This window comes from Chryseobacterium sp. IHB B 17019, assembly GCF_001456155.1.
Taxonomy (GTDB): Bacteria; Bacteroidota; Bacteroidia; order Flavobacteriales; family Weeksellaceae; genus Chryseobacterium.
Genome location: NZ_CP013293.1, coordinates 1,356,052 through 1,377,238 on the forward strand (window position 1 = coordinate 1,356,052; position 21,187 = coordinate 1,377,238).

The window sequence follows — 21,187 nt, forward strand, 5'->3', positions numbered from 1 at the left end:
TTAAGATTTAAACTCTGTATTTCCAAGTTGCCTTTTAGCAGCCAAAATCTCTGCAGGTGTGCTGGGATTCATTATTCTTTCTTTTCCTCTTACCATCCTGTAAAAATTATAAGCGAAAATGAGATGCGAAATCCACATAAATGTTCCGCCGATAGCTCTCCAAAGCCAGAATGGAAACATATTGATAACGCCATCTATAAAAGGCTTTTTCTTCATCCACATCAATCCGGTTTGCGTTCCGCCGATCATTAATGCTATGACATACATCAACAACCCGAGTAAAGCCAGCCAGAAATGAATTCCCACCAGTAATTTCGGGGGTTCTTTTCCTGTAAGCCTCGGAATAAGGGTATAAGAAAATCCCCAAAGCATAAAGGTGATGATTCCATACATCGTTAAATGTGAGTGCGAAACGGTAAAATCCGTAAAATGCCAAAGCAGGTTTGTATATCTGAAAGCTTCCACTGTCCCTTGAAATGATCCGGTGAAATAAAATATAATCGCCATAAAATAAAAGGGAAGGGTATAGCTGGTTTTCAACTGGTACCACGCACCATTAAAGGTTAAAAGGAAATTGGTAGTTCCCGCAGCAACGGGAATCAGCATTCCTACACTGGCAATAATGGCCGTTGTCTGTAGTCTCCACGGTATGGCACTGAAGATAAAGTGATGAGTTCCTATTAAAGTATAAAATAAAACATGCGTCCAGAAAGCCAAAGCCCCCAAGCTGTAAGAATAAATAGGCTTGTTAAGCTGTTGAGGCAAAAAATAATACATCAGCCCGAGGTTGATCATCATAAACCACATCCCGATGGCTTGGTGCATATAATATCCCTGGGTAATAGTTTCTCCCACACCGTCCTGCCACAGAGGAATATATCCTACCAAAATAACAATGACAATGAACATAAACCCCGAAATAATATACCAGTTTGAGATATAAATTTCCTTAACGATCCTTTTTGTGACAGGCTTAAATAAATTATGGGCGGAAATGGCTACACCAGCTCCAAAAGTAATCATGATCGGCCAGATATATTCACGGTATTCGCCGCCGCCGTTGTTAATTCCGGCCAATAATGATATGGTCCCAGTCAGAACTGCTGTATTGATAAGGATTAGAGATAGATAGCCTTGTTTAAGATTATAATTTTCAACATTGCTTACCCTTGTTACTACATAATATGAAAAACCTACCATCGCCAATGATGCCCAACCCCAGAATACAGCATTGGTATGGGCGGGACGCAGCCTTCCGAAACTTAACCAGCTCGTATGCTCCACGTCCGGTGCCACATATTTTATTCCGGCATATAGCCCAAATGTAGTCCCAATGAGGAGCCAGAATATGGCCGTTCCTAAAAACCAAAGAATGAGCCGGGTAAGTTCGGGGGAAATATAATTGAGAAAAGATGAAGTTCTTCTTTTGGTAGGAAAAAACCTGAATTCTTCAACAGAGTTGATATTCCGGATAACTCCTTTTTCATCAGAAGGGGCAAGATTTCCTGATAGCTGATTTTCGGTTTGTCCGGAGCTTAATTCTTTTTCCCTTCTTTCATATTCCTCAATTTCTTCGGGGCTGAGATCTTTTATTTTCTTTTGAATTTCTAAAGATTCCCGACGCCTCAAAATATTTGAATATACCGATAAAAATTTAAGAACAACTACTACCAAACCTGCGATAATAATGATCAGCATTAAAACTATTGTAATCTGAATACCGGTCTGATTAAATAATGACGATTCTGCCATAACAAAATAGTATGGATTAGTAATACAATGATTTTAGTATTTCAGTATTGATGCTTCTTTTCAAATAGCATCAACTCCGCTTTCAGAAAACATGAAAACGTACATTGCAATCTATATGAAAGGTATTATTTGCTGTTTTTGATGGAATCTACATCATAGGCTGTACTGTCCATCGGGAGAGTATTGTCCCCGGAATCCGGTGTAATGCCGGCAGTTCCAGAAACCATGCTGTCGCCGGTATTCAGACTGTCGATATTGGTTTGCTGAGGTTGAGGTTCTTTCGTGCAGCTGACGACAAGGCAACCCGTAAATACGGTTAACAATAAGAGAGATTTCATAATATTAAATTTTGTGATGTGTAGCCCAAAGATATAAAGTTGAATGACGGAATTTTATGATTGGTGTCATAACGGTGCATTTTTAAATTAAATCAGAAACCTCACAAAAAAAGCCTTCCAATGACGAGAAGCTTAATATTTCTATAAATAGGTAATTATTAAATATAAATTTTTCTATTGATAATTTTAAGGAAGTTTTCTTTTTCAAGTTTTTTCACCGTTCTTACGACAGTTTCCACCCTCAAAGCCGTCATTGAAGCCAACTGTTGCCTTGTCAAAGGTACTTCTAAAGAATATTTCGTCTGATCTTCGCTGAAGCTTTTGAGATAATCCAAAACTCCTTTGATTCTTACTTCTGGGCGCAGGGAAGAATTGTTTTCAAGCATAATGTATTTAAAATACAGCCTTTCCGATAAAAATTGATTGATATCCCTTGAAACCTGAGGGTTTTCATCCATTAATTTGAAGAAAGCAGCCTTCGGAAGCCTTAAAATACTGGATTTTTCACAGGTGATAGCATTTACGGGATATTTCTTATCTATAAATAACAGCAATTCGCAAATACTGAGCCCTGTATCCAGAATTGCCAGAATAAGCTCCTTACCATCATCGTTGTAATGATTTAATTTGACTCTTCCTTCCACCAGTTGATAATAGTACTTAGGAATATCACCTTCGTTGAAGATCGTTTCAAACGGGTCAAAAAGCTCTATTTCCGCGCCGTATGACAGTAAAAGTTCTTGATCAATTAGCATATCTCTATTTTATTGTGATAATAACAGTTATAAGGTTTTGTCCTGCCTTGTTGAAGATGAAAGAAATAAAGTGGCAGCTATCTGACGATTATAATTTTATAATTTAAATATAATTTATTTCTAAATTGATTTCAATCATCTTTTCTATAAATAATATTCACGAAATTCGATAAACAGATTAATTTATTTCCGATGTTTCTATTACAAATGTATCAAAACATTGACCATTGTTTATGAAAAAAAACTTTTTTGACAAATTTGCTATTCGGAAGGCATATTTTGCCGGAAGTCATAAGACACAACATAGAATTCAACAGCAATTCAGATAAAATAAAAGCTTGTTTCTGTTCAGGAGCAGGACGGTCAATTTTTATTTTAACGGAAGAATTTCGAGGAAGAAAAGATCTTTCATAAGCTGAATTAAAATAAATATTCAACAATTTTAAAAGAACCACTCCGGAAAGTGTTTCTAAAACTTATATTTTAATTAAAATTATTAAATTAATATTATGAATCTTCAGAAGGATTTACTAGAATTCATCGGGAATTACCTGCAGGAGAATAATGAAACAGTTTCTATGGCGGAGAGTGTTACGGCAGGATTTTTACAATTCTCTTTTTCACAGATAAAAAATGCTTCCAATTTCTTCAAAGGTGGCATGACGGCATATACGATCGAAGAAAAGGTAAAATTTTTGCATGTGGATAAAGAGGAAGCTGTACAATGCGATTGCGTCTCGCAGAATATTGCGGAAACAATGGCCTTAAACGTAGCAGAATTATTTGATACAGATTGGGGAATAGCCGTTACAGGATATGCAACTCCCGTTGAAGAATCAGGTTATCAGCTTTTTGCCTATTTTTCTTTTTCTTATAAGGATAAGATTATTTTTTCTAAAAAACTGGATATCAACCCCAGAAAAGAATCCATCAATGCTCAGCTGTGCTACAGCGAATTTATATTAGAATGCCTGAAGATTGAAATGGATAAACAGCAGCTTTTGAAACAGGAACAGAATTAGTCTTAATCACACCAAATTAAAATATTATGAAAAACTTACAATTAAACAATCAAAATGTCCTCATTACCGGGGCAGACAGCGGAATCGGAAAGGCCGTTGCCCTGCTTTTTGCCCGGGAAGGTGCCAATATTGCCTTTGTACATTATAATGATGATGAGGATGCGGCAAAAACTAAAAACGAGATCTTAGAAATTGGAAGAAAATCAATCGTTTTTAAAGGGGATATCAATGATTCGGAATTTTGTAAAAATGTAGTCGAAAAAACAGCTTCCGATCTTGGCGGAATTGATATTTTAATTAATAACGCCGGAACTCAGTTCCCCGAAGAAAACATTACAGATTTAAAGGAAGAGAATATCCGCAAAACATTCAATTCCAATATTATCGGGATGATTTTATTGACAAAAGCGGCATTTCCTTATTTAAAAGCGGGAAGTTCCATTATCAATACAACATCGGCGGTGGCATATCTGGGACATGAAGAACTGCTGGATTATTCTGCCACGAAAGGTGCCATCGTATCTTTTACGCGTTCTTTAGCTTTGCAGGCCAAGCCTAAAGGAATTCGTGTGAATGCGGTTGCTCCGGGGCCTGTTGCTACACCGCTCACCGAAAAAACATTTGGTGAAGAGGAGGAAGATCAGAATAAACCGCCACTGGAACGGAATGCTTCTACGGAAGAAGTTGCTGCCAGCTTTTTATTTTTAGCTACCAATGCTTCAGCGCAGATTACAGGACAGGTGTTGCACCCGAACGGAGGATTAATTGTAAATGGATAAGGCTATGAACGGAGTAATAATTCAATATTTTCACTGGTATCATTCAGGAAACCTTTGGAATGAGTTTGCAGAAAAAACAGAATTTTTGAAAAACCTGGGATTTACCGCAGCCTGGCTTCCTCCCGCAAATAAAGGTAGCCTGGGAAAAGAGGGAAGAGGGTATGATGTTTACGATTTGTACGATCTGGGAGAATTCGACCAAAAAGACGGAATCCCTACCAGATACGGCACGAAGGAAGAATATCTTAATGCCATTAACAAAGCTCATGAAGCGGGCATTTCCGTATATGCAGATATTGTGCTCAACCATAGAATGGGCGGTGACGAGGAAGAAAAAATCACAGTACATGGTGTCAATGAAGAAAACCGTAACGAAACCATTACAGATCCAATGGAAGTTTCTGCCTGTACAAAATTTACGTTTCCGGCAAGGCAGGGTAAATATTCGGATTTTATTTGGGATTACCATTGCTTCAGCGGAATAGACAGTGTAAAAAAAGATGGCGAGGAGATGAAAGGAGTTTTTAAAATTCATAATGAATACGGCACGGAATGGACAGACGCAGTAAGTCATCAGTTCGGAAACTTTGATTATCTCATGGGTGCAGATGTAGAATACCGCAATCCGCATGTGGTTCAGGAAATGAAAAACTGGATAAAATGGTATTTTGATACTACTAAAGTAGACGGAATACGCCTGGATGCCTTGAAGCATCTTTCATCAGATTTTCTTAAAGAATGGATTACCTATATCAAAAAAGAACTGAATCCTGACTGCTATGTTTTGGGTGAATTCTGGAAAGATGAAGCCGAAAAAATATCCTACTTTTCAGATAAAATGGATGATTTAATTTCCTGTTTTGATGCGCCTTTACATTATAATTTCTTTACCGCTTCGAAAGATGGAAAAGATTATGACCTTACCCAGATTCTGAAAGGAAGCTTTCTGGAAAAAAAACCGGTATTTTCAGTTTCTTTTGTTGAAAACCACGATACCCAAAAGCTTCAGTCATTGGAATCTGCGGTAAAAGATTGGTTCAAACCGTTGGCTTATGCTATCATTTTACTGTCGGAGGATGCTTATCCGTGCGTTTTTTATCCGGATCTTTTCGGAGCGGAATATACTGATGTAAAAGATGGCGAAGAAATAAAAATAGTCATGCCGAAAATTGAAGTTTTACCACCTTTATTGCAGGCAAGACGGCAATTTGCACACGGCGAACAGGTCAATTATTTTGATCATGCCAACTGCATTGCATGGGTAAGAAAAGGAAATCATGAAAATCCGGGCTGTGTTGTCATAATTTCCAATAGTGATGAGGGTTTTAAAGAAATTGATCTCGGACCTGAAAATGCCCATTCGAAATACATTGATTTCCTCAAACAAAGAAATCATGAAATAGTAACAGATGAAAACGGAAAAGCCACATTTTGGGTGAATTCCGGTTCTGTAAGTGTTTGGGTGAAAGCCTGATTGTTATTACTTTAAAAATTAAGCCTTTAGATTTTGTATTTAAAGGCTTTTTTTAATTTTTTGATGATATGTAATCCCATATTTCTTTGTATAGGTATATCAAGAATCCATATTTTTGCTAAAACTTAATAATTATGGAAATTAAAGGTTAGAAGTTAGTAATCTCCAAATCTCTTAATTTCTCAATCTCTTAATTATTTATTAAATGAAGAACGCTTTAAGCTGGATTTTAATTTTATTTTTAACTGTCTCACTTTTAAATAATTGTCTAAACAACACCGTTAACAAAGAGATCAGACAAAAAACCGACTTTATTGCTAACCTGAGAAAATTATATTCTTCCGGAGATTCTTCACAATGGCCAAAACCGATCTTGGATCCGGAATCAGTACCTACTTTTTCCGAAATAGGACACCTTCCTGATGTTGAATTTCCCGGGGATAATCAATATTCAGATGAAAAAGCAATGTTAGGTAAAACGCTTTTTTTTGATCCTCGCCTGTCCCGATCTAATCAAATTGCCTGTGCCAGCTGCCATGACCCTGAACTTGCATGGTGCGACAACAGAACTGTTTCTTTCGGGCATGACCGGCAGGCCGGAACAAGAAATGCAATGAGCATTTTGAATGTGGCGTATGCAAAATCTCTATTCTGGGACGGCAGGGCAGGATCGTTGGAAGAACAATCGCAAATTCCCATTCAGGATGAAAAGGAAATGGGTGAGCATATCGATATTGCAGCAGGAAAAATTGCAAAAATAAAAGGCTATGAAATTTTATTTGAAAAAGCATTTGGAGATAAAACCGTAACAAAAGACAGAATTTCCAAAGCTATTGCCACTTTTGAAAGGACCATTAAAAGTTTACCCAGCAAATTTGATCAGTTTATTGATGGTAAATCAGAACTTTATACAGACGATGAAGTCATGGGACTGCATCTTTTCCGTACGAAAGCCCAATGTATGAACTGCCATAATTCAGGATATTTTTCCAACAGTTCATTTGAAAATATCGGAACTTCTTTGTTGGGTGAAAAAGGAGAGGATTTAGGAAGATATTCAGTAACTAAAAATCCGGAAGACGCGGGGAAATTCAGAGTTCCCAGCTTACGTGAAATATCGAAAACAGGGCCCTTCCTGCATAACGGATCCATGACTACGCTTACAGAAGTCATTCAGTTTTACAGCAAAGGAAATCCGGAACATGGCCAGAAACGGTCAACGGTACATGAAGGAATCACATTGGCTTCCGAAAAATCCGGAATGGTAAGGATGCTGGAACTGACGGATGAAGAAATTTCCTAGCTGGAATCATTTTTGAAAACATTATCAGGTAAAAACGAAAAAATCACCGTACCGGAACTTCCCAAATAAAATTAATGCAAGTATTATGGTATCTTTAATAATATAATACAGTGTTTTAAAACTTTTTTTAAAATATTTATAACAAATCACCAACAATTGAAAAAAATAATTTAAATTTATCAATAAGTTATTCTTTATTGAAAATCAAAGAGAATAATGGCTGAAATAATTCAGTTTTTTAATGAAAAAATTTAATTCAGTTATTGGTTTTAACTTCCAGAATTTTCTGGAGGTTTTTTATTTTGACAATTACCCATAAAAAACCACAACCAGAAGGTTGTGATTTTTTAATTTAAAATATATTATAATTAAGATTCGGTGCCTACTAATCCGTAAGTAGCTACGGTTGGTTCTTTCCCGAATAAACACGAGAAAATATTTTGAAATTCATGGATATACTTACATTTTATTGAGTTTCCATAAATTTTTAGTCCGTCAACAATTTTTCTTGAGTCCAGATCAATATCATATTTAATGAATGGTTCCGGTCTCTCATATCTTATTCGCTGGTCAGAGCTGTAAGTTCTTGAAAAACCGAATTTTTCAAGCCATTCTTCTGTAATCTGAATCGGTTTAATTGCCTTTGCGGGAACGGAAAAACTATGAATATCATTTTCAATTTTTACAAAATAATCTTTTTCATTATTTTGGAATATTTCAGTAATATTATAAATCTGATTTCTATATTCCACTAAATTTTTAATTTTTAGATCTGCAACGTTCATAATATTTTGTGTGTTTTAGGTTATTATATAAGTGAGTGTTTGGTATAATTGGTATAAGAATATTTGCAAATATTATGCCTTACACGGTGAATAATCTTTTAAACTATTGTTAATTATAATGTAAAATTTTAACGTAAATACTTGTTAATCTTGCTGAAACAGTGACTTACACAAATTAAACAGAACTTTTTAAAGTTAAAAATGTGGTACATGTGTGGTATGTGAATTGTTTAATTATAATCATTTTTTTGTGATTTATTCTCAATTTGCAAGAAATGAAAAATTTTTATTGCAGATAAAATCATAGAATTCAACAGAAAAATAGGGAGAAAAAAGGGAGATAAAACTGTAGATATTTATTGTATTTTTAAATTTAGAAAAAATAAAAGCTTATATCAAGAACTAAATTAGCTGTATGGGCAAAGTTTGTTTACCGAAATTTTTTAAATTTAATTACAATTAAAATCTTGCACAGATGATAGAAAACTTTCCGTTTTATCTTTCTCTTATTGTTGCCATTGTTTTTCTGATTATGCTGGCCAACAAAATCAGGGTTGCTTATCCGGTACTGCTCGTTATTGCAGGACTTTTGATAAGTTTCCTTCCTAATATTCCGGTGATAAGAATTGATCCGGAATTGATATTCATTATTTTTCTTCCCCCTTTATTATATGAAGCAGCCTGGGCAATTTCATGGAAAGAATTATGGAAATGGAGACGGATTATAGGAAGTTTTGCATTTGTTGTGGTTTTTCTTACAGCAACTACGGTAGCTTTTGTGGCCAATTATTTTATCCCCGGATTCTCGCTGGCACTGGGGTTTTTATTGGGAGGAATTGTTTCTCCGCCTGATGCAGTAAGCGCAAGTGCCATTTTAAAATTTGTGAAAGTACCGAAAAGAATGTCATCAATCCTGGAAGGAGAAAGTTTACTGAATGACGCATCTTCATTAATAATTTTCCGTTTTGCAATGATAGCTGTTGCAACAGGTCAGTTCATCTGGCATGAAGCGGTTTTGAGCTTTTCATGGATGGTCGTCGGCGGAATCGGGATTGGTTTGCTGGTGGGATGGTTGTTTATGAAAGGACAAAAATATCTGCCCACGGATGCCAATATGGATACTATTCTCACAATAGTTGCTCCTTATGTAATGTATATTGCTGCGGAAGAAGTTCACAGTTCCGGCGTTTTGGCGGTGGTGAGCGGTGGTTTGCTACTATCGAACAACAGGCATAATTTTTTAAGTACATCATCCCGTCTCCGGGGTGTAAATGTCTGGGAAAGCCTTGCTTTTGTGCTGAACGGATTGGTTTTTATATTAATCGGGCTGGATCTCCCGGAAATTACCTCCGGACTTGAAGGTGTAAGTGTTTCTGCCGCTATTGGTTACGGCTTGCTGGTTACCGCTGTTCTGGTGATAGTACGGATTTTATCAGCTTACGGAGCCGTGATTATTACCTTGATTGCGAGGAATTACATTACTGTTGCAGATGTCAGAAGTCCGGGTTTCAAAGCACCTATACTCTTGGGTTGGACGGGTATGAGAGGAGTGGTTTCGCTGGCTGCCGCATTATCTATTCCCGTGAAATTACATGCAGGCGGGCCGGATTTTCCTCAAAGAAATCTTATATTATTTATTACGTTTATTGTGATTCTGACAACATTGGTTGTTCAGGGTCTTACATTGCCTTATCTGATTAAAAAAATGAATATGCCATCTTTTAATGACCATCTTCCGGACGATGAAGCGGAAGATTTGATCCGGCGGGAAATGGCAAAACTGACGGTCAATCATCTCACCGACCATTATGGTGAAATGTTGCAAAACAGCCCGTTTTTACAGCAGATTCATGAAAAATGGAAAGGGAAAATAGAGGAGGATTCTGATATAAAGCTTTCCTCCGAGATCAAAATGGCTTACCTTGATGTTCTGAACAAACAGCGAGACTGGCTGATAGAGCAGAATCATGATAAAAACCAACATTTCGATGAAGATCTTATCAGAAAGCATCTCATGAGAATTGATCTGGAGGAAGAAAGGATTTTATTGGTTCATTAAAAAAGTTAGAACCTTCTGCAGATATTCATCTTCTTTTAAAACCTTATTGTAAGATTGCCTCGCGTACACGGGAGAAAGCTCATAGTTGTCCGGCTTTGAGTGAATGTCTTCATTTTCAATATACTGATTAAGGTGATGGGTATATTCTTTAATGAGTTTATTGATGGTTTTTCTTTTCATCTTGCACAACGTATTGTTCTTTATTTTTTGTAAAGAATTCAGAATGAAAGATTTATCTCCGTGAAAATTAATAACGTTTTTCACAAACGAAAGGTTGTGGTTATCCTGCAATACAGAATGTTCATCTTCAAAGATCATGATCGTAAAGGTTTTTAATTGTTCGGAATTGTTTTTAAAACACTTAATATGATAATTTCAGAATCAGTAGACGGGAATCGAGAAAGACTTTCTCAATACCTTGATAAGGCTGTCTTTTGCAGAAGTGAAATGAGTTGACATGACATTATATTTTTTAAGTGATGGTGTGTGTAAAATTTTCGACAGATAGTCTGTTTATATTTAATTTTTCTACTTCAAATATCTAACCAAAAAGTTTAATTTTTTTTAAAAATATTAAAAATTTGTAATAAAACGTCTTAAAAATGTAATATTATTTAAAATTATGGCTATAAAAGTGATTTTTGTGGTATTCCATTATTATTCAATAAATAGCATGTTTACTATTTTCTAAAATTTATTATTCTGAATCGATTCTGTTTCTTTGTAGCGAAAGTTCTACAAAAAAGTAGAATTATTTCTACATAAATTAATATGCATCAGTACTTTACATTGTTTACATTTGCCCCGAGTTTCATGACAAGTAAATTTTGCTTATTATTATTCTCTTTCTACTAATAACTATAGAATCTCTTTTTGATTGTGAGATCTCCTTATTTGCTGTTTAAAGGAATAATACTTGTCTTTGTATTGGAGATCAGAAGTTTGCAAAAACTTTTTGGTCTCTTTTTTGTTACCAAAATGCAAACGCACGATATGAAAAAAGAAAATTATAGCCACCTGATGGGTAAGACCCGTCGTGAAATCATGAAAGAAATAGGCTGTACCTTTAATGGTTTCAATTATTTCAGAAGTAAAACCTGGACTTATGAGGTCGGGAAAACCTGGCTCGGCAAAAAGATCGTTCTATCACTCACTTTCACTGATGAAAAAGTTTCCGAAATTATTTTATTCAGTAGTTTTAAGAGGTGTTGAATATTAAATTCATTCATCTTAATAACTGTTTCTTACATTAATTCTTAAAGGGTTACTCCGGATACTTTCAATATTCAAATTATTGTTATTCGTTAAAATATTTTAACGGATATTATATTCTTTACGATTATTTTACATAAAATATATCATTTATGTTTGAATTATTTTTTACATTTACTAAACCATTGAATAACAAATATTCTAAACATGAAAAAAACAGTATTATATATTGTAATAACTATTTCAGTTTTTCTGTACCAAATTAAAGCCCAGATTGGGATTAATACCTCAAATCCCCAGGGCTCATTTAATATTGATGCCGCAAAAGACAATCCTGCAACCGGGACACCCTCCGCGGCCCAGCAAGCCAATGATATTAACGTAACTCCAGCCGGAAATGTAGGGCTCGGTACTGTGGCACCCGCTGTAAAATTAGATATAGTAGGAACAACTTTCGGTATGAAAAACTCTACAGGTAGTGGAAGTTGGGATAATATTTGGTTTAATGTTACCCCAAGTATTCCTTCCATCAACGTATCGGGTGCGGAAGCCGGACTGCAGTTTAATGTAGGAGCCAATTCCGTAGGAACTTATGGTGACGGACAAACCTTGACAACGGTCGCCACGATGCTGTCTAACGGAAATGTAGGCGTTGGAGTAACAGCACCAACTAATACCCTCGATGTAAACGGAACGGCAAGGGTGAGAAGTATTACTCCGGTTGCGGGAACCAATGTTGTAACACCGGTGTATTCTGATGCTAATGGATTGCTGGTAAAGGCGTCTCCGTCTGCTATTTATGGAGGAACAACTTCAAATACAGTGAGTGTTGCAAGCGGGGCAACAGCCCCATTGATTACAGGAATTATTCAGGGCGTTTACAAAGCTATGGTTATAGACAGCGATGCCTGCGTGTATGTTGCTACAGCTGAATATTTTGTGAATAACTTTTCTTTTAACGGTAGTTTCGCAATCAGAGGAGTAAGCGGACTTTTAAGCCCTAGTGCAACCAAAGGGCCAACATTTACCGAAACAAACCAAACAACCACCGTCACTACCTGGACGGGTAAGCCAACTTGTCAGGACGGTGGGAATTCTACCGCTTTAAATTATACTTTAACAATGCCCTCAGCAGGAACTATAAACGTGACTAATAATGGAAATGTTACCAGAAGTTATAAAATAATTCTTACCAGGATTGATTAATATTAATTTTTTCCCTCATAATTAATGAAGATAGATTCTAAAACACACAAAAGATAACCGGATATTTTTTATCCGGTTTTTTTATAAAAATAAAGCCTCCCATTACTGAGAGGCAAATAAAAATTGACTGTATATTGAATCATGATTCAATCTATTTATTGTTTTCGAGCCACTTCAGACGACGTTCATCAGGTAAATGTTTTACCTTGAAATTCTCAAAAGTCGCGCTGAATCCATTTCCATCCGGACAAGCGGCCATCAAACCTACCATTACCGGAGAATTGTCCTGAAGATGGGCGTTCCGCATCATAATATAATCTTTATCATTAAATGAATAAAAAATCTCAACAGCATCCAGCCTTCTCACAGCTTTTATCCAGACTTCCGAAGGCGTCTTGTCTAATGTGATCACGCTCCAGTCGCTGGTTTTATGAGTTACCACAGTACTTAAATTGTATTTTCCGTCTACAAATTCAATTCCTGCCTTGATGTAGTTTTCCTTGTCTATTCTCAGCATTAATCCCATTTGATCAAACCTGGCTTTGTAACTCCCCGTGATCTTTACTTTCGCTTCAAATTCCCCGCCATAAATAGTGTACAAAAAAGGAGCATCATCAACGGTAAAACCATAATGCGAGATCCTCCAATAATCACTTTGTGGCGTTACAAACATGGTTAATCTGTTGTTTTTTATTTCCCATTTTTCCGGCTCGTTGAACCATGTCATTTTTTCCAATGTCTGTGCAAAGTTTTTATTAATCATAAATATTGCACAAAAGCTTAAAAATATTCTCTTCATTTTGTTTTGGGTAACTACAACTGGATGTAAATTATTATTTTAGCAAATGTAAAATTAAAAGAGAGCTTCATCAATACTGATAAATAACCATTTTATGGAAATCGTAGAAAAGTTGAATAAAACGCTGCTCCAAAAAGGATCCGGGCAAAACAAAGAATGTCTCCTGGACATTGAATGGTATAAAAACATTGCCAATACCTATTCTCAGGTAGAAAATTCTGTGGCAGTATTAAGTGATATGCAGTTGAATAAAAGTTGGGTTTATTCCTCAAAAACAGCTTTGGAATTAGGATTAAATTTTAAAGAAAACCCCGCTCTTATCAATTCTATCTGGGAAGAAGAAATCCTGAAAAAAATTCATCCGGATGATAAAATCAAAAAATATATTCACGAATTGCGTTTCTTTAAATTATTAGATTTAATGAAACCTGAAGAAAGGACAGAATATAGTGTTTTGTCAAGGCTGAAAATGAAAGATAAAAATGAAGTTTACAAGTTTATTCAGCACCGTATGTTTTACTTTTATTCACCTTACAATCTGAAGCTGAGATTTGCGCTTTGCCTCTACAATTTTGCACTGGATCAGTCGCAATACCAGCCGTCAGATTTTTTAATCATCAATTCTACTAAAGGCGAAATAGTGGTGGAAGACAAGCTTGTGTATAAAAATATACTTTCTCAAAGAGAACTGGAGGTTTTGAAGTTCGTTGGGGAAGGTTTTACAAGCAAGGAAATCGCCAATTTTCTTTCAATCAGCATCAATACCGTAAACAGGCACCGCCAAAATATTCTGGAAAAACTCAAGGTGAAAAATTCTATTGAAGCTTTTAGTAATAGTTTTCAACACTAATTTCAGCCTTAAAATCGTTAATTAATTGTTTAATTTTTAATCGATTGCACTAAAAATTCACTTTATTTTTTTAATCATAATTGATGATATCCATTATGAATAATTCCCGCATTTAAGAGTTTTTAATAAAAATATTTCACACATAATAAATATTTAAAGAAAATACGTATATCTTATTTTAAAATAGTTCTATATTTGTTATATTAACAGCTAACAATATAAGGATGAACATTAACTTTTCAACAGCAACTTTTAAGGATTTTGAGAATATTCCCGGATACGATATGATGGATCGTGCAGATATCTATTATGATTTTCTGGAATATATGAAATCAAACGGACACCGCTACAGGCTTAGAAATAATACAGGTTGTAGCTCTGTAATGAATGTTGGCACGGAAAATGCAACACAAGAATTCGTGAGTTTCGTTACCAGCGATTATTTAGGCTTTACTCAACACCCAAAAGTTAAGCAGGCCGCCATCGAAGGGATCGAAAAATACGGAACAGGTACGGCAGCAACTCCACTTATTGGAGGATACTATTTGTACCATACTGAGTTAGAATCAAAAATAGCTTCTTTTTTTGGAAGAACTCAGGATGAAGCTGTAATTTTCACTACAGGCTATACAGCTAATAGTGCTACATTACAGATTCTGCTTCAGAAAGAAGACATCGCAATTGTGGATATGGCGGTGCATGCAAGCGTATATGAAGGATGTATTCTTACCAATAGAAAGACATTCCCTCATAATAATCTGGAAGCTTTGGAAAATATTCTGAAAACTTCCGAGAATAATTACCGTACAAAGCTGGTAATAATAGACGGCGTATACTCTCAGGACGGAGATACGGCGCCTATCGAAGAGATATATAAATTGGTAAAAAAATACAATGCCTATTTAATGATTGATGATGTGCATGGAGTAGGGATTTTAGGCAAAACAGGGAGAGGAACGATTGAAGATACAGGATTGCTGGACAAAATAGATATTATTACCGGGACATTTAGTAAAACGTTCGGTAGTTTAGGAGGATATGTGATTACGAATAAAAAGCTGGCCAATTTTATAAGATTCCAGTCTCGTCAACAGATATTCTCTGCCACAATGCCTCCTTCATCAATGGGGATTGTTAAGGCGATTGAGCTGATAGATGAAGAGCCGCAATGGCGTGCAAAGCTGTGGGAGAATATCAACTACTTCAAAAAGGGATTAAATGATCTTGGATTGGAAACCGGAACTACGTCTTCTGCAGTGATTCCTGTAAAAATTGGTGATCCTCATGTAACAGGTGACGTAGGAAAGCTACTAATAGAAAGAGGAATCTATACAAATCCTATCATATATCCCGCAGTAGCGAGGAAAGATGCACGTATCAGGATGAGTATCATGGCGACTCACGAAAGGGAACACCTTGATAAAACCCTCAATGCTTTTGAGGATATCGATAAAAAATTGCATATTGCAAAAAAATAATAACAAATGCCAAGAAAAGTTGTACAAGGCCCGATAAGGGATAAAGAAAAAACTAAACAAAAACTACTCGCTGCAGTAGGAAAAATTTTAAGAACAAAAGGTTACTCAGGTTTAAAAGTGAGTAAAATTGCTGCTGTAGCAGGCTTTGATAAAAAACTTATCTATGAGTATTTCGGGAGTACCGAAAAACTCATAGACGAGTATATCAAATCTCAGGATTACTGGAGTAAAATGAATCAGGATAATATCCAGGTTGATTTCTCCGATGGAGGAAAGGAGCTTTCTAAAGTAGCTATCCTTAATCAGTTCGAACACATAAAGAAGAATAAGGAGCTTCAGAAAATTATCCTTTGGGGGCTTTCTGAGAACAAGCCTATCCTGAAAAAAATCGCAGATGAAAGAGAAGAAATCGGAGAATTACTTTTCACAAATATCATTGATCCCCATTTCAAGGACAAATCTACAAGATATCGCGCCATCGCAGCCCTTCTGGTTTCCGGAGCTTACTACCTGAACCTTTATACAGGCTACAATGCAAGCAAATTCTGCGGTATCGACCTTAAAACTGAGGAAGGTAGAAAAGAAATTGAAAAAGCTATCGTCGAGATCATTGATTTCGCATACGAAGAAAAATAATGATGAAAAAAAGTTTTCCTATTGACCAATAAATAAGTTTTTGTTGAAAATTTGAAAACTTTTAATTTTCAAATTAGAACTATATTTCTTACTTTTGGCCAATGGAAAATTTTATCGTATCTGCTCGAAAGTATCGTCCACAGGAGTTTGACACTGTTGTTGGGCAATCGCATATTACGGATACTTTAGAACATGCAATTGGAGAAAATCAGCTGGCTCAGGCTTTATTGTTCTGCGGACCAAGAGGTGTTGGTAAAACTACATGTGCCAGAATTCTGGCCAGAAAAATTAATGAAAAAGACGGTTCGGTTTCAGAAGATGGCTTCGCTTACAATATCTATGAATTAGATGCAGCTTCCAATAACTCGGTTGACGATATCAGGGAACTGATAGATCAGGTTCGTTTTGCACCTCAGGTTGGTAAATACAAGGTATATATCATCGACGAGGTACATATGCTGTCTTCCGCTGCCTTCAATGCTTTCCTTAAAACTCTTGAAGAGCCGCCGGCTCACGCCATTTTCATCTTGGCAACCACTGAAAAGCACAAGATTATCCCAACAATCTTATCGCGTTGTCAGATCTATGATTTCAAGAGAATCATTATTGAAGATATCCAGGGTCACCTTAGAGGAATTGCTCAAAAAGAGAATATCCAGTATGAGGATGATGCTTTATATTTAATTGCCCAAAAAGCAGACGGAGCACTCAGAGATGCTCTTTCTATTTTTGACAGGCTATCCACATTTTCACAAAAAAATATTACCCTTGCAAAAGCCGCAGAAGTATTGAACATATTGGATTATGATCAATATCTGAAAGTGGTGGATCTTGCAAAAGAAAATAAAATCCCGGAAGTACTTTTTGCATTTAATGAAATTGTAAAGAAAGGTTTTGATCCGCATATTTTTATTGCAGGATTAGGAAATCACTTCAGAGATTTGATGATGGCGCAAAATGCTTCTACAATTGAGTTAATAGAAGTAGGAGAGCAGACAAAAACCAAATTTGTGCAGCAGGCTCAAAACTGGAATGCCCAACAGCTTATTGACGCGATCGAAATCTGTAATCACGCAGACATCAATTATAAAAATTCAAAGAATCCTCGCCTTACAGTGGAAATTGCTTTAATGCAGTTAGCTTCTCTGACCGCGAATTCTGAGATTTCTAAAAAAAAAAGTTTATAATATTAGCTCCGTTTCTTAATGAAAAGCAGAAAATAGAAATTCCAGAAAAATCTATTGAAGTTCAGGAGAAGAAGCAAGTGATAACCGAGGCTGTAAGTGTTACGATCACTCAGGAAGTTGAAATTAAAAAAACAAGCAAGCCGTTATCCAGACAGATTATATCCTCCGGAATCAGTATTAACGCTTTACTAAACAAGGAAGATAAGCCGGTAGAAGAAGAAAAAATTGCTGTAAAAACAGAAAATCTTCCCCAAAATCATTTTACCGACACCGATCTGCAATCCGAATGGAATCTGTTATTGAAACAGCTTCAAACAAAGGATATTGTTGTTTATAACGCCATCAAAACCTTTAAGCTTGAAAAGTCCGGCGAAAATCAGATTACGGTTTTATACCCTTCAGATTCTGCAAAAACGGAGTTTGATAAGGTAAGCAGGGAATTTTTTAATCATTTTAAAACAAAAGTTCACAATTTTTCTATTGAAATTGACTACAAAAGAGACTTTGAAAATCTCAAGGTAGAAGTAATGACTAAAAGGAAAATCTTTGAAAAATTCACCGAGAAAAATCCTTTGCTTAAAGATCTTGATGATTTAATGAGGTTTGATTTGACATAAATTTTATATATTTGTCAAATATTTATAAGAAAAAGTCATTTTTTTCAAAATAAATTAAAACAAAAAAGTTAGAAAATAGACATCTCAAGTGCAAGAAAGATCAATGCCATACACGTCTACAATTTTATCCGCTGAGTTCTTTAGCGGTTATTCTGGCTTTATATCTACCTATCTTAGAAATTTCAGAAGTTATTACCGATTTTATTATTGGTACTGCTAATCTGAATTTCTTTCCAAAAAACAAGCAGGGATGATCAATCCTTTTTCAATTCCTGATTCCTTTAAAAATTTTTTAACGGCTTTTTTGAAAAGAATTATAAAGTAACTTTATAATGAAATTGCTATGGAATTAATCACAATAAGAATAAATAAATTAACGATAAATGAAATTAAATGAATTAAAGAACGACTGGATCAATGAGTTTTCACAGCCATTGATGATTGCGGGACCATGCAGCGCGGAAAGTGAAACTCAGATGTTGGAAACAGCAAAAAGGATCCGGGAAACCAATGCACAAGTGCCTATTTTCCGTGCAGGAATCTGGAAACCCCGCACAAAGCCCAACGGATTTGAAGGTGTAGGAGTGATCGGCCTGAACTGGCTGAAAAAAGTAAAGGAAGAGTACGGCTTCAAAACGGCAACGGAAGTAGCTAATGCTCACCACGTTTTTGCTGCATTGGAAGCGGATGTCGATATTCTTTGGATAGGAGCCCGCTCTACGGTGAACCCTTTTACGGTTCAGGAAATTGCGATGGCTTTGAAGGGAACGGATAAAATTGTCTTGGTCAAAAATCCTGTGAATCCGGATTTGGCCCTGTGGGTAGGAGCTTTGGAAAGATTGGTTGGGCAGGATATTAAGAAATTAGGAGCTATTCACAGAGGTTTTTCGACATACCAAAAAACAAAATACAGAAATAATCCAAACTGGCAGATTGCCCTGGACTTTAAAAGTCAGTTCCCGAATATCCCAATGTTGATCGATCCTTCACACATTTGCGGGAACAGAACCGGTCTGGCCGATATCACCCAGGAAGCCTTGAATGTAGGATATCAGGGTGCTATCATCGAAACGCATTGTAATCCGGATGAAGCGTGGAGCGATGCAGCTCAGCAGATAACTCCGGAAGTTTTAGCGGAACTTATTGGTAATTTAAAAGTAAGAAATACAGGATTGGCCGGATTTGACGGAGAAATGGGACGTCATAGAACATTGATTTCCGATCTGGATTTTCAACTGATAGAGCTGCTTTCCCAAAGAATGAAAATTTCTGAAAAGATTGGTAAGCTTAAAAAAGAAAATGATATTGCGATTTTCCAGCCGGAACGTTGGAAAGTGATTAAAGAATATTCAACTCAAAAAGCTATTGAAACAGGAATGTCTCAGGAATTTATAGAAAAAGTTTTTAAGGCAATCCATGAAGAATCCATTGAGGTTCAGAATAATATTATGATTGACAGGTGATAAGTTTGAGGGTTCGAGAGTTTTAGAGTTTTAGGGCTGAGTGTTTATTAGCATAATAATTAAAATAATTATTCCTAAACTCTAAAATCCTCAGACCTTAAAACCTAATCCTAATTGCTTATATTTGCAGCAATACTATTATGAAAGGAAAAATCATTAAATCTACAGGAAGTTGGTATCAGGTTTTAGAAATGGAAACCGGAAGGATTTTTGAGGCCAGAATTCGGGGTAAATTTAAATTAATTAAAACCAGACTGACCAATCCGCTTGCTGTAGGAGATTTTGTTGAGTTTCAATTAGAGCAGGATGATATCGCCTGGATCACGAAAATAGAGCCACGTAGAAATTACCTGATCAGAAAATCTGTAAACCTTTCAAAAGAAGCACATATCATTGCCTCAAATATTGATTTGGCCTGTTTTATTTTTACTTTAAAACATCCTGAAACCTCGCTTGGCTTCCTGGACAGATTTTTGGCATGTTGTGAAGCATATAATATTACACCATTAATTTTATTCAACAAAATTGATGTTTTACATGATGAAGAAATAGAAATTGTAAAAGATATAGAATTTCTTTACCAGGAAATAGGATACGACAGCCTGGAGATTTCTTCTTATTCAAGATTAAATTTAGATGATCTTCAGGAACTTCTTAAAGATAAAACCTCCGTGTTCTTCGGGCATTCCGGTTGTGGAAAATCTACTTTGGTGAATGCTTTGCAGCCTGGATTAAATTTAAAAACTTCTGAAATTTCGGGTACTCACCTCAAAGGAAAACATACAACAACATTTGCGCAGATGCATTTCTGGGATTTTGGCGGAAATGTAATTGATACACCCGGAGTTCGGGAATTTGCCATGATCGACATCGAAAAGGAAGAAGTACAGCATTATTTTCCGGAAATATTCAGAAAAAGAGAAGAATGTAAATATCATAATTGTGTTCATATAAATGAGCCAAAATGTGCCGTAATTGAAGGGCTGGAAACAGGAGAAATTCAGCATTCAAGATATTCCACTTATATTAAGCTGATGGAAGAGGCGGAAGAAATGGCTCAAAAATAATTTATTCAAAGAAAATTAGTTCCAAAATAAATATTTTGTAGGCTCAAACTTGCAAAAAATATAATTGTTTTGATCTCAATTTAAATCTTATTCAAAAATCAATTTTAGTGTTAACAAAACGTAATGTATCTGTTTAATTTTTTTTAAACAGCGGTTTAATTATTTAATAATGTTAAACTTAGGTGTAAAATTTGGGGAATATTGGTCAATAAAAAACCCAGCCGAAGCTGGGTAAAAACTAATAACCATGAAAACTCAAATTAAACATGAGAATCGCATTAGAAGAAACAATTACTGTGCCAATTCGGTTCACGATTTCTTAATAAAAGTTATTTTTATGTTAAAAATATTTTAAAATTAAAATCAAAGATATTTTTTGTATTTTTGCGCCATTAAAAAAATATA

General features: G+C 35.6%; 21 protein-coding genes. 15 read left to right on the forward strand and 6 right to left on the reverse strand.

Annotated features, from left to right (window positions below; genetic code table 11):
• From ATE47_RS06130 to ATE47_RS06140, 3 genes are all read right to left on the reverse strand, one after another.
• On the reverse strand, positions 1-1,752 hold the full coding sequence (locus ATE47_RS06130) for a cbb3-type cytochrome c oxidase subunit I (RefSeq protein ID WP_062161129.1): 1,752 nt from the start codon (positions 1,750-1,752) through the stop codon (positions 1-3).
• A gap of 125 nt (positions 1,753-1,877) precedes the next feature.
• Positions 1,878-2,090, reverse strand: coding sequence for a hypothetical protein (locus ATE47_RS06135; protein ID WP_062161130.1), 213 nt, complete (start codon positions 2,088-2,090; stop codon positions 1,878-1,880).
• A gap of 158 nt (positions 2,091-2,248) precedes the next feature.
• On the reverse strand, positions 2,249-2,845 hold the full coding sequence (locus ATE47_RS06140) for a Crp/Fnr family transcriptional regulator (protein WP_062161131.1): 597 nt from the start codon (positions 2,843-2,845) through the stop codon (positions 2,249-2,251).
• A gap of 249 nt (positions 2,846-3,094) precedes the next feature.
• Between ATE47_RS06140 and ATE47_RS19215 the strand changes: the two genes are divergently transcribed.
• The 5 genes from ATE47_RS19215 (at position 3,095) to ATE47_RS06165 (ending at position 7,423) form a co-directional block, all read left to right on the forward strand.
• Positions 3,095-3,259 (forward strand): hypothetical protein, encoded by a 165-nt coding sequence (locus tag ATE47_RS19215; protein WP_185097138.1) that lies wholly within the window; start codon positions 3,095-3,097, stop codon positions 3,257-3,259.
• Positions 3,260-3,354: 95 nt separating this feature from the next.
• The gene (locus tag ATE47_RS06150) at positions 3,355-3,867 is read left to right on the forward strand and encodes a CinA family protein (RefSeq protein ID WP_062161133.1); all 513 of its coding nucleotides are present in this window, start codon (positions 3,355-3,357) and stop codon (positions 3,865-3,867) included.
• 26 nt (positions 3,868-3,893) lie between these two features.
• On the forward strand, positions 3,894-4,646 hold the full coding sequence (locus tag ATE47_RS06155) for an SDR family oxidoreductase (RefSeq protein WP_062161134.1): 753 nt from the start codon (positions 3,894-3,896) through the stop codon (positions 4,644-4,646).
• Between the two features lie 4 nt (positions 4,647-4,650).
• Positions 4,651-6,120 carry an alpha-amylase gene (locus ATE47_RS06160; RefSeq protein WP_062163471.1) on the forward strand — a complete coding sequence of 490 codons (1,470 nt, stop codon included), beginning with the start codon at positions 4,651-4,653 and terminating at the stop codon, positions 6,118-6,120.
• 205 nt (positions 6,121-6,325) lie between these two features.
• Positions 6,326-7,423, forward strand: a complete 1,098-nt coding sequence (locus ATE47_RS06165; protein ID WP_228376328.1) for a cytochrome-c peroxidase — start codon at positions 6,326-6,328, stop codon at positions 7,421-7,423.
• Positions 7,424-7,791: 368 nt separating this feature from the next.
• Here the strand turns inward: ATE47_RS06165 and ATE47_RS06170 are convergent, their stop codons facing one another.
• Positions 7,792-8,208, reverse strand: a complete 417-nt coding sequence (locus ATE47_RS06170; RefSeq protein WP_062161135.1) for a hypothetical protein — start codon at positions 8,206-8,208, stop codon at positions 7,792-7,794.
• Between the two features lie 475 nt (positions 8,209-8,683).
• Between ATE47_RS06170 and ATE47_RS06175 the strand changes: the two genes are divergently transcribed.
• Positions 8,684-10,267, forward strand: coding sequence for a Na+/H+ antiporter (locus ATE47_RS06175; RefSeq protein WP_062161136.1), 1,584 nt, complete (start codon positions 8,684-8,686; stop codon positions 10,265-10,267).
• On the opposite strand, the gene ATE47_RS06180 is transcribed toward ATE47_RS06175, so the two are convergent.
• Positions 10,253-10,585, reverse strand: coding sequence for a hypothetical protein (locus ATE47_RS06180; RefSeq protein ID WP_062161137.1), 333 nt, complete (start codon positions 10,583-10,585; stop codon positions 10,253-10,255). The genes ATE47_RS06175 and ATE47_RS06180 overlap by 15 nt on opposite strands.
• Before the next feature lie 675 nt (positions 10,586-11,260).
• On the opposite strand from ATE47_RS06180, the gene ATE47_RS06185 reads away from it, so the two are divergent.
• Positions 11,261-11,479, forward strand: a complete 219-nt coding sequence (locus tag ATE47_RS06185) for a hypothetical protein (RefSeq protein WP_082632649.1) — start codon at positions 11,261-11,263, stop codon at positions 11,477-11,479.
• A 207-nt stretch (positions 11,480-11,686) separates the two neighbouring features.
• Positions 11,687-12,685 carry a hypothetical protein gene (locus tag ATE47_RS06190; RefSeq protein WP_062161139.1) on the forward strand — a complete coding sequence of 333 codons (999 nt, stop codon included), beginning with the start codon at positions 11,687-11,689 and terminating at the stop codon, positions 12,683-12,685.
• Positions 12,686-12,836: 151 nt separating this feature from the next.
• Here the strand turns inward: ATE47_RS06190 and ATE47_RS06195 are convergent, their stop codons facing one another.
• The gene (locus ATE47_RS06195) at positions 12,837-13,484 is read right to left on the reverse strand and encodes a DUF1349 domain-containing protein (RefSeq protein ID WP_062161140.1); all 648 of its coding nucleotides are present in this window, start codon (positions 13,482-13,484) and stop codon (positions 12,837-12,839) included.
• A 94-nt stretch (positions 13,485-13,578) separates the two neighbouring features.
• Here ATE47_RS06195 and ATE47_RS06200 point away from each other — a divergent pair, with 94 nt between their 5' ends.
• The 7 genes from ATE47_RS06200 to rsgA all read left to right on the forward strand — a co-directional run bounded on the left by ATE47_RS06200 (position 13,579) and on the right by rsgA (position 20,782).
• Positions 13,579-14,334, forward strand: a complete 756-nt coding sequence (locus ATE47_RS06200) for a response regulator transcription factor (protein ID WP_062161141.1) — start codon at positions 13,579-13,581, stop codon at positions 14,332-14,334.
• Between the two features lie 224 nt (positions 14,335-14,558).
• Complete coding sequence (locus ATE47_RS06205) at positions 14,559-15,812, forward strand: aminotransferase class I/II-fold pyridoxal phosphate-dependent enzyme (protein WP_062161142.1); 1,254 nt, start codon at positions 14,559-14,561, stop codon at positions 15,810-15,812.
• A 6-nt stretch (positions 15,813-15,818) separates the two neighbouring features.
• A complete protein-coding gene (locus ATE47_RS06210) occupies positions 15,819-16,448 on the forward strand; it encodes a TetR/AcrR family transcriptional regulator (RefSeq protein ID WP_062161143.1) in 630 nt (209 codons plus the stop codon).
• Positions 16,449-16,549: 101 nt separating this feature from the next.
• Entirely contained in the window at positions 16,550-17,635 is a 1,086-nt protein-coding gene (gene dnaX / locus ATE47_RS06215) for a DNA polymerase III subunit gamma/tau (protein WP_062161144.1), read from the forward strand.
• 77 nt (positions 17,636-17,712) lie between these two features.
• Positions 17,713-18,252: a hypothetical protein gene (locus ATE47_RS19355; protein ID WP_228376329.1), complete on the forward strand. Its 540-nt coding sequence runs from the start codon at positions 17,713-17,715 to the stop codon at positions 18,250-18,252.
• 383 nt (positions 18,253-18,635) lie between these two features.
• Positions 18,636-19,715, forward strand: coding sequence for a chorismate mutase (locus ATE47_RS06225; protein ID WP_062161145.1), 1,080 nt, complete (start codon positions 18,636-18,638; stop codon positions 19,713-19,715).
• 140 nt (positions 19,716-19,855) lie between these two features.
• A complete protein-coding gene (gene rsgA, locus ATE47_RS06230) occupies positions 19,856-20,782 on the forward strand; it encodes a ribosome small subunit-dependent GTPase A (RefSeq protein ID WP_062161146.1) in 927 nt (308 codons plus the stop codon).
• Positions 20,783-21,187 lie beyond the last annotated feature (405 nt).

What these genes read in the sequence shown, in the direction of transcription:
- ATE47_RS06185 (WP_082632649.1), top strand. Translation starts at nt 11,261, where the DNA reads ATGAAAAAAGAAAATTATAGCCACCTGATGGGTAAGACCCGTCGTGAA.
- ATE47_RS06165 (WP_228376328.1), top strand. Translation starts at nt 6,326, where the DNA reads ATGAAGAACGCTTTAAGCTGGATTTTAATTTTATTTTTAACTGTCTCA.
- ATE47_RS06130 (WP_062161129.1), bottom strand. Translation starts at nt 1,752, where the DNA reads ATGGCAGAATCGTCATTATTTAATCAGACCGGTATTCAGATTACAATA.
- ATE47_RS06200 (WP_062161141.1), top strand. Translation starts at nt 13,579, where the DNA reads ATGGAAATCGTAGAAAAGTTGAATAAAACGCTGCTCCAAAAAGGATCC.
- ATE47_RS06155 (WP_062161134.1), top strand. Translation starts at nt 3,894, where the DNA reads ATGAAAAACTTACAATTAAACAATCAAAATGTCCTCATTACCGGGGCA.
- ATE47_RS06140 (WP_062161131.1), bottom strand. Translation starts at nt 2,845, where the DNA reads ATGCTAATTGATCAAGAACTTTTACTGTCATACGGCGCGGAAATAGAG.
- ATE47_RS06135 (WP_062161130.1), bottom strand. Translation starts at nt 2,090, where the DNA reads ATGAAATCTCTCTTATTGTTAACCGTATTTACGGGTTGCCTTGTCGTC.
- rsgA (WP_062161146.1), top strand. Translation starts at nt 19,856, where the DNA reads ATGAAAGGAAAAATCATTAAATCTACAGGAAGTTGGTATCAGGTTTTA.
- ATE47_RS06195 (WP_062161140.1), bottom strand. Translation starts at nt 13,484, where the DNA reads ATGAAGAGAATATTTTTAAGCTTTTGTGCAATATTTATGATTAATAAA.
- ATE47_RS06210 (WP_062161143.1), top strand. Translation starts at nt 15,819, where the DNA reads ATGCCAAGAAAAGTTGTACAAGGCCCGATAAGGGATAAAGAAAAAACT.
- ATE47_RS06175 (WP_062161136.1), top strand. Translation starts at nt 8,684, where the DNA reads ATGATAGAAAACTTTCCGTTTTATCTTTCTCTTATTGTTGCCATTGTT.
- ATE47_RS06190 (WP_062161139.1), top strand. Translation starts at nt 11,687, where the DNA reads ATGAAAAAAACAGTATTATATATTGTAATAACTATTTCAGTTTTTCTG.
- ATE47_RS06205 (WP_062161142.1), top strand. Translation starts at nt 14,559, where the DNA reads ATGAACATTAACTTTTCAACAGCAACTTTTAAGGATTTTGAGAATATT.
- ATE47_RS06170 (WP_062161135.1), bottom strand. Translation starts at nt 8,208, where the DNA reads ATGAACGTTGCAGATCTAAAAATTAAAAATTTAGTGGAATATAGAAAT.
- ATE47_RS06180 (WP_062161137.1), bottom strand. Translation starts at nt 10,585, where the DNA reads ATGATCTTTGAAGATGAACATTCTGTATTGCAGGATAACCACAACCTT.
- ATE47_RS06225 (WP_062161145.1), top strand. Translation starts at nt 18,636, where the DNA reads ATGAAATTAAATGAATTAAAGAACGACTGGATCAATGAGTTTTCACAG.
- ATE47_RS06160 (WP_062163471.1), top strand. Translation starts at nt 4,651, where the DNA reads ATGAACGGAGTAATAATTCAATATTTTCACTGGTATCATTCAGGAAAC.
- dnaX (WP_062161144.1), top strand. Translation starts at nt 16,550, where the DNA reads ATGGAAAATTTTATCGTATCTGCTCGAAAGTATCGTCCACAGGAGTTT.
- ATE47_RS06150 (WP_062161133.1), top strand. Translation starts at nt 3,355, where the DNA reads ATGAATCTTCAGAAGGATTTACTAGAATTCATCGGGAATTACCTGCAG.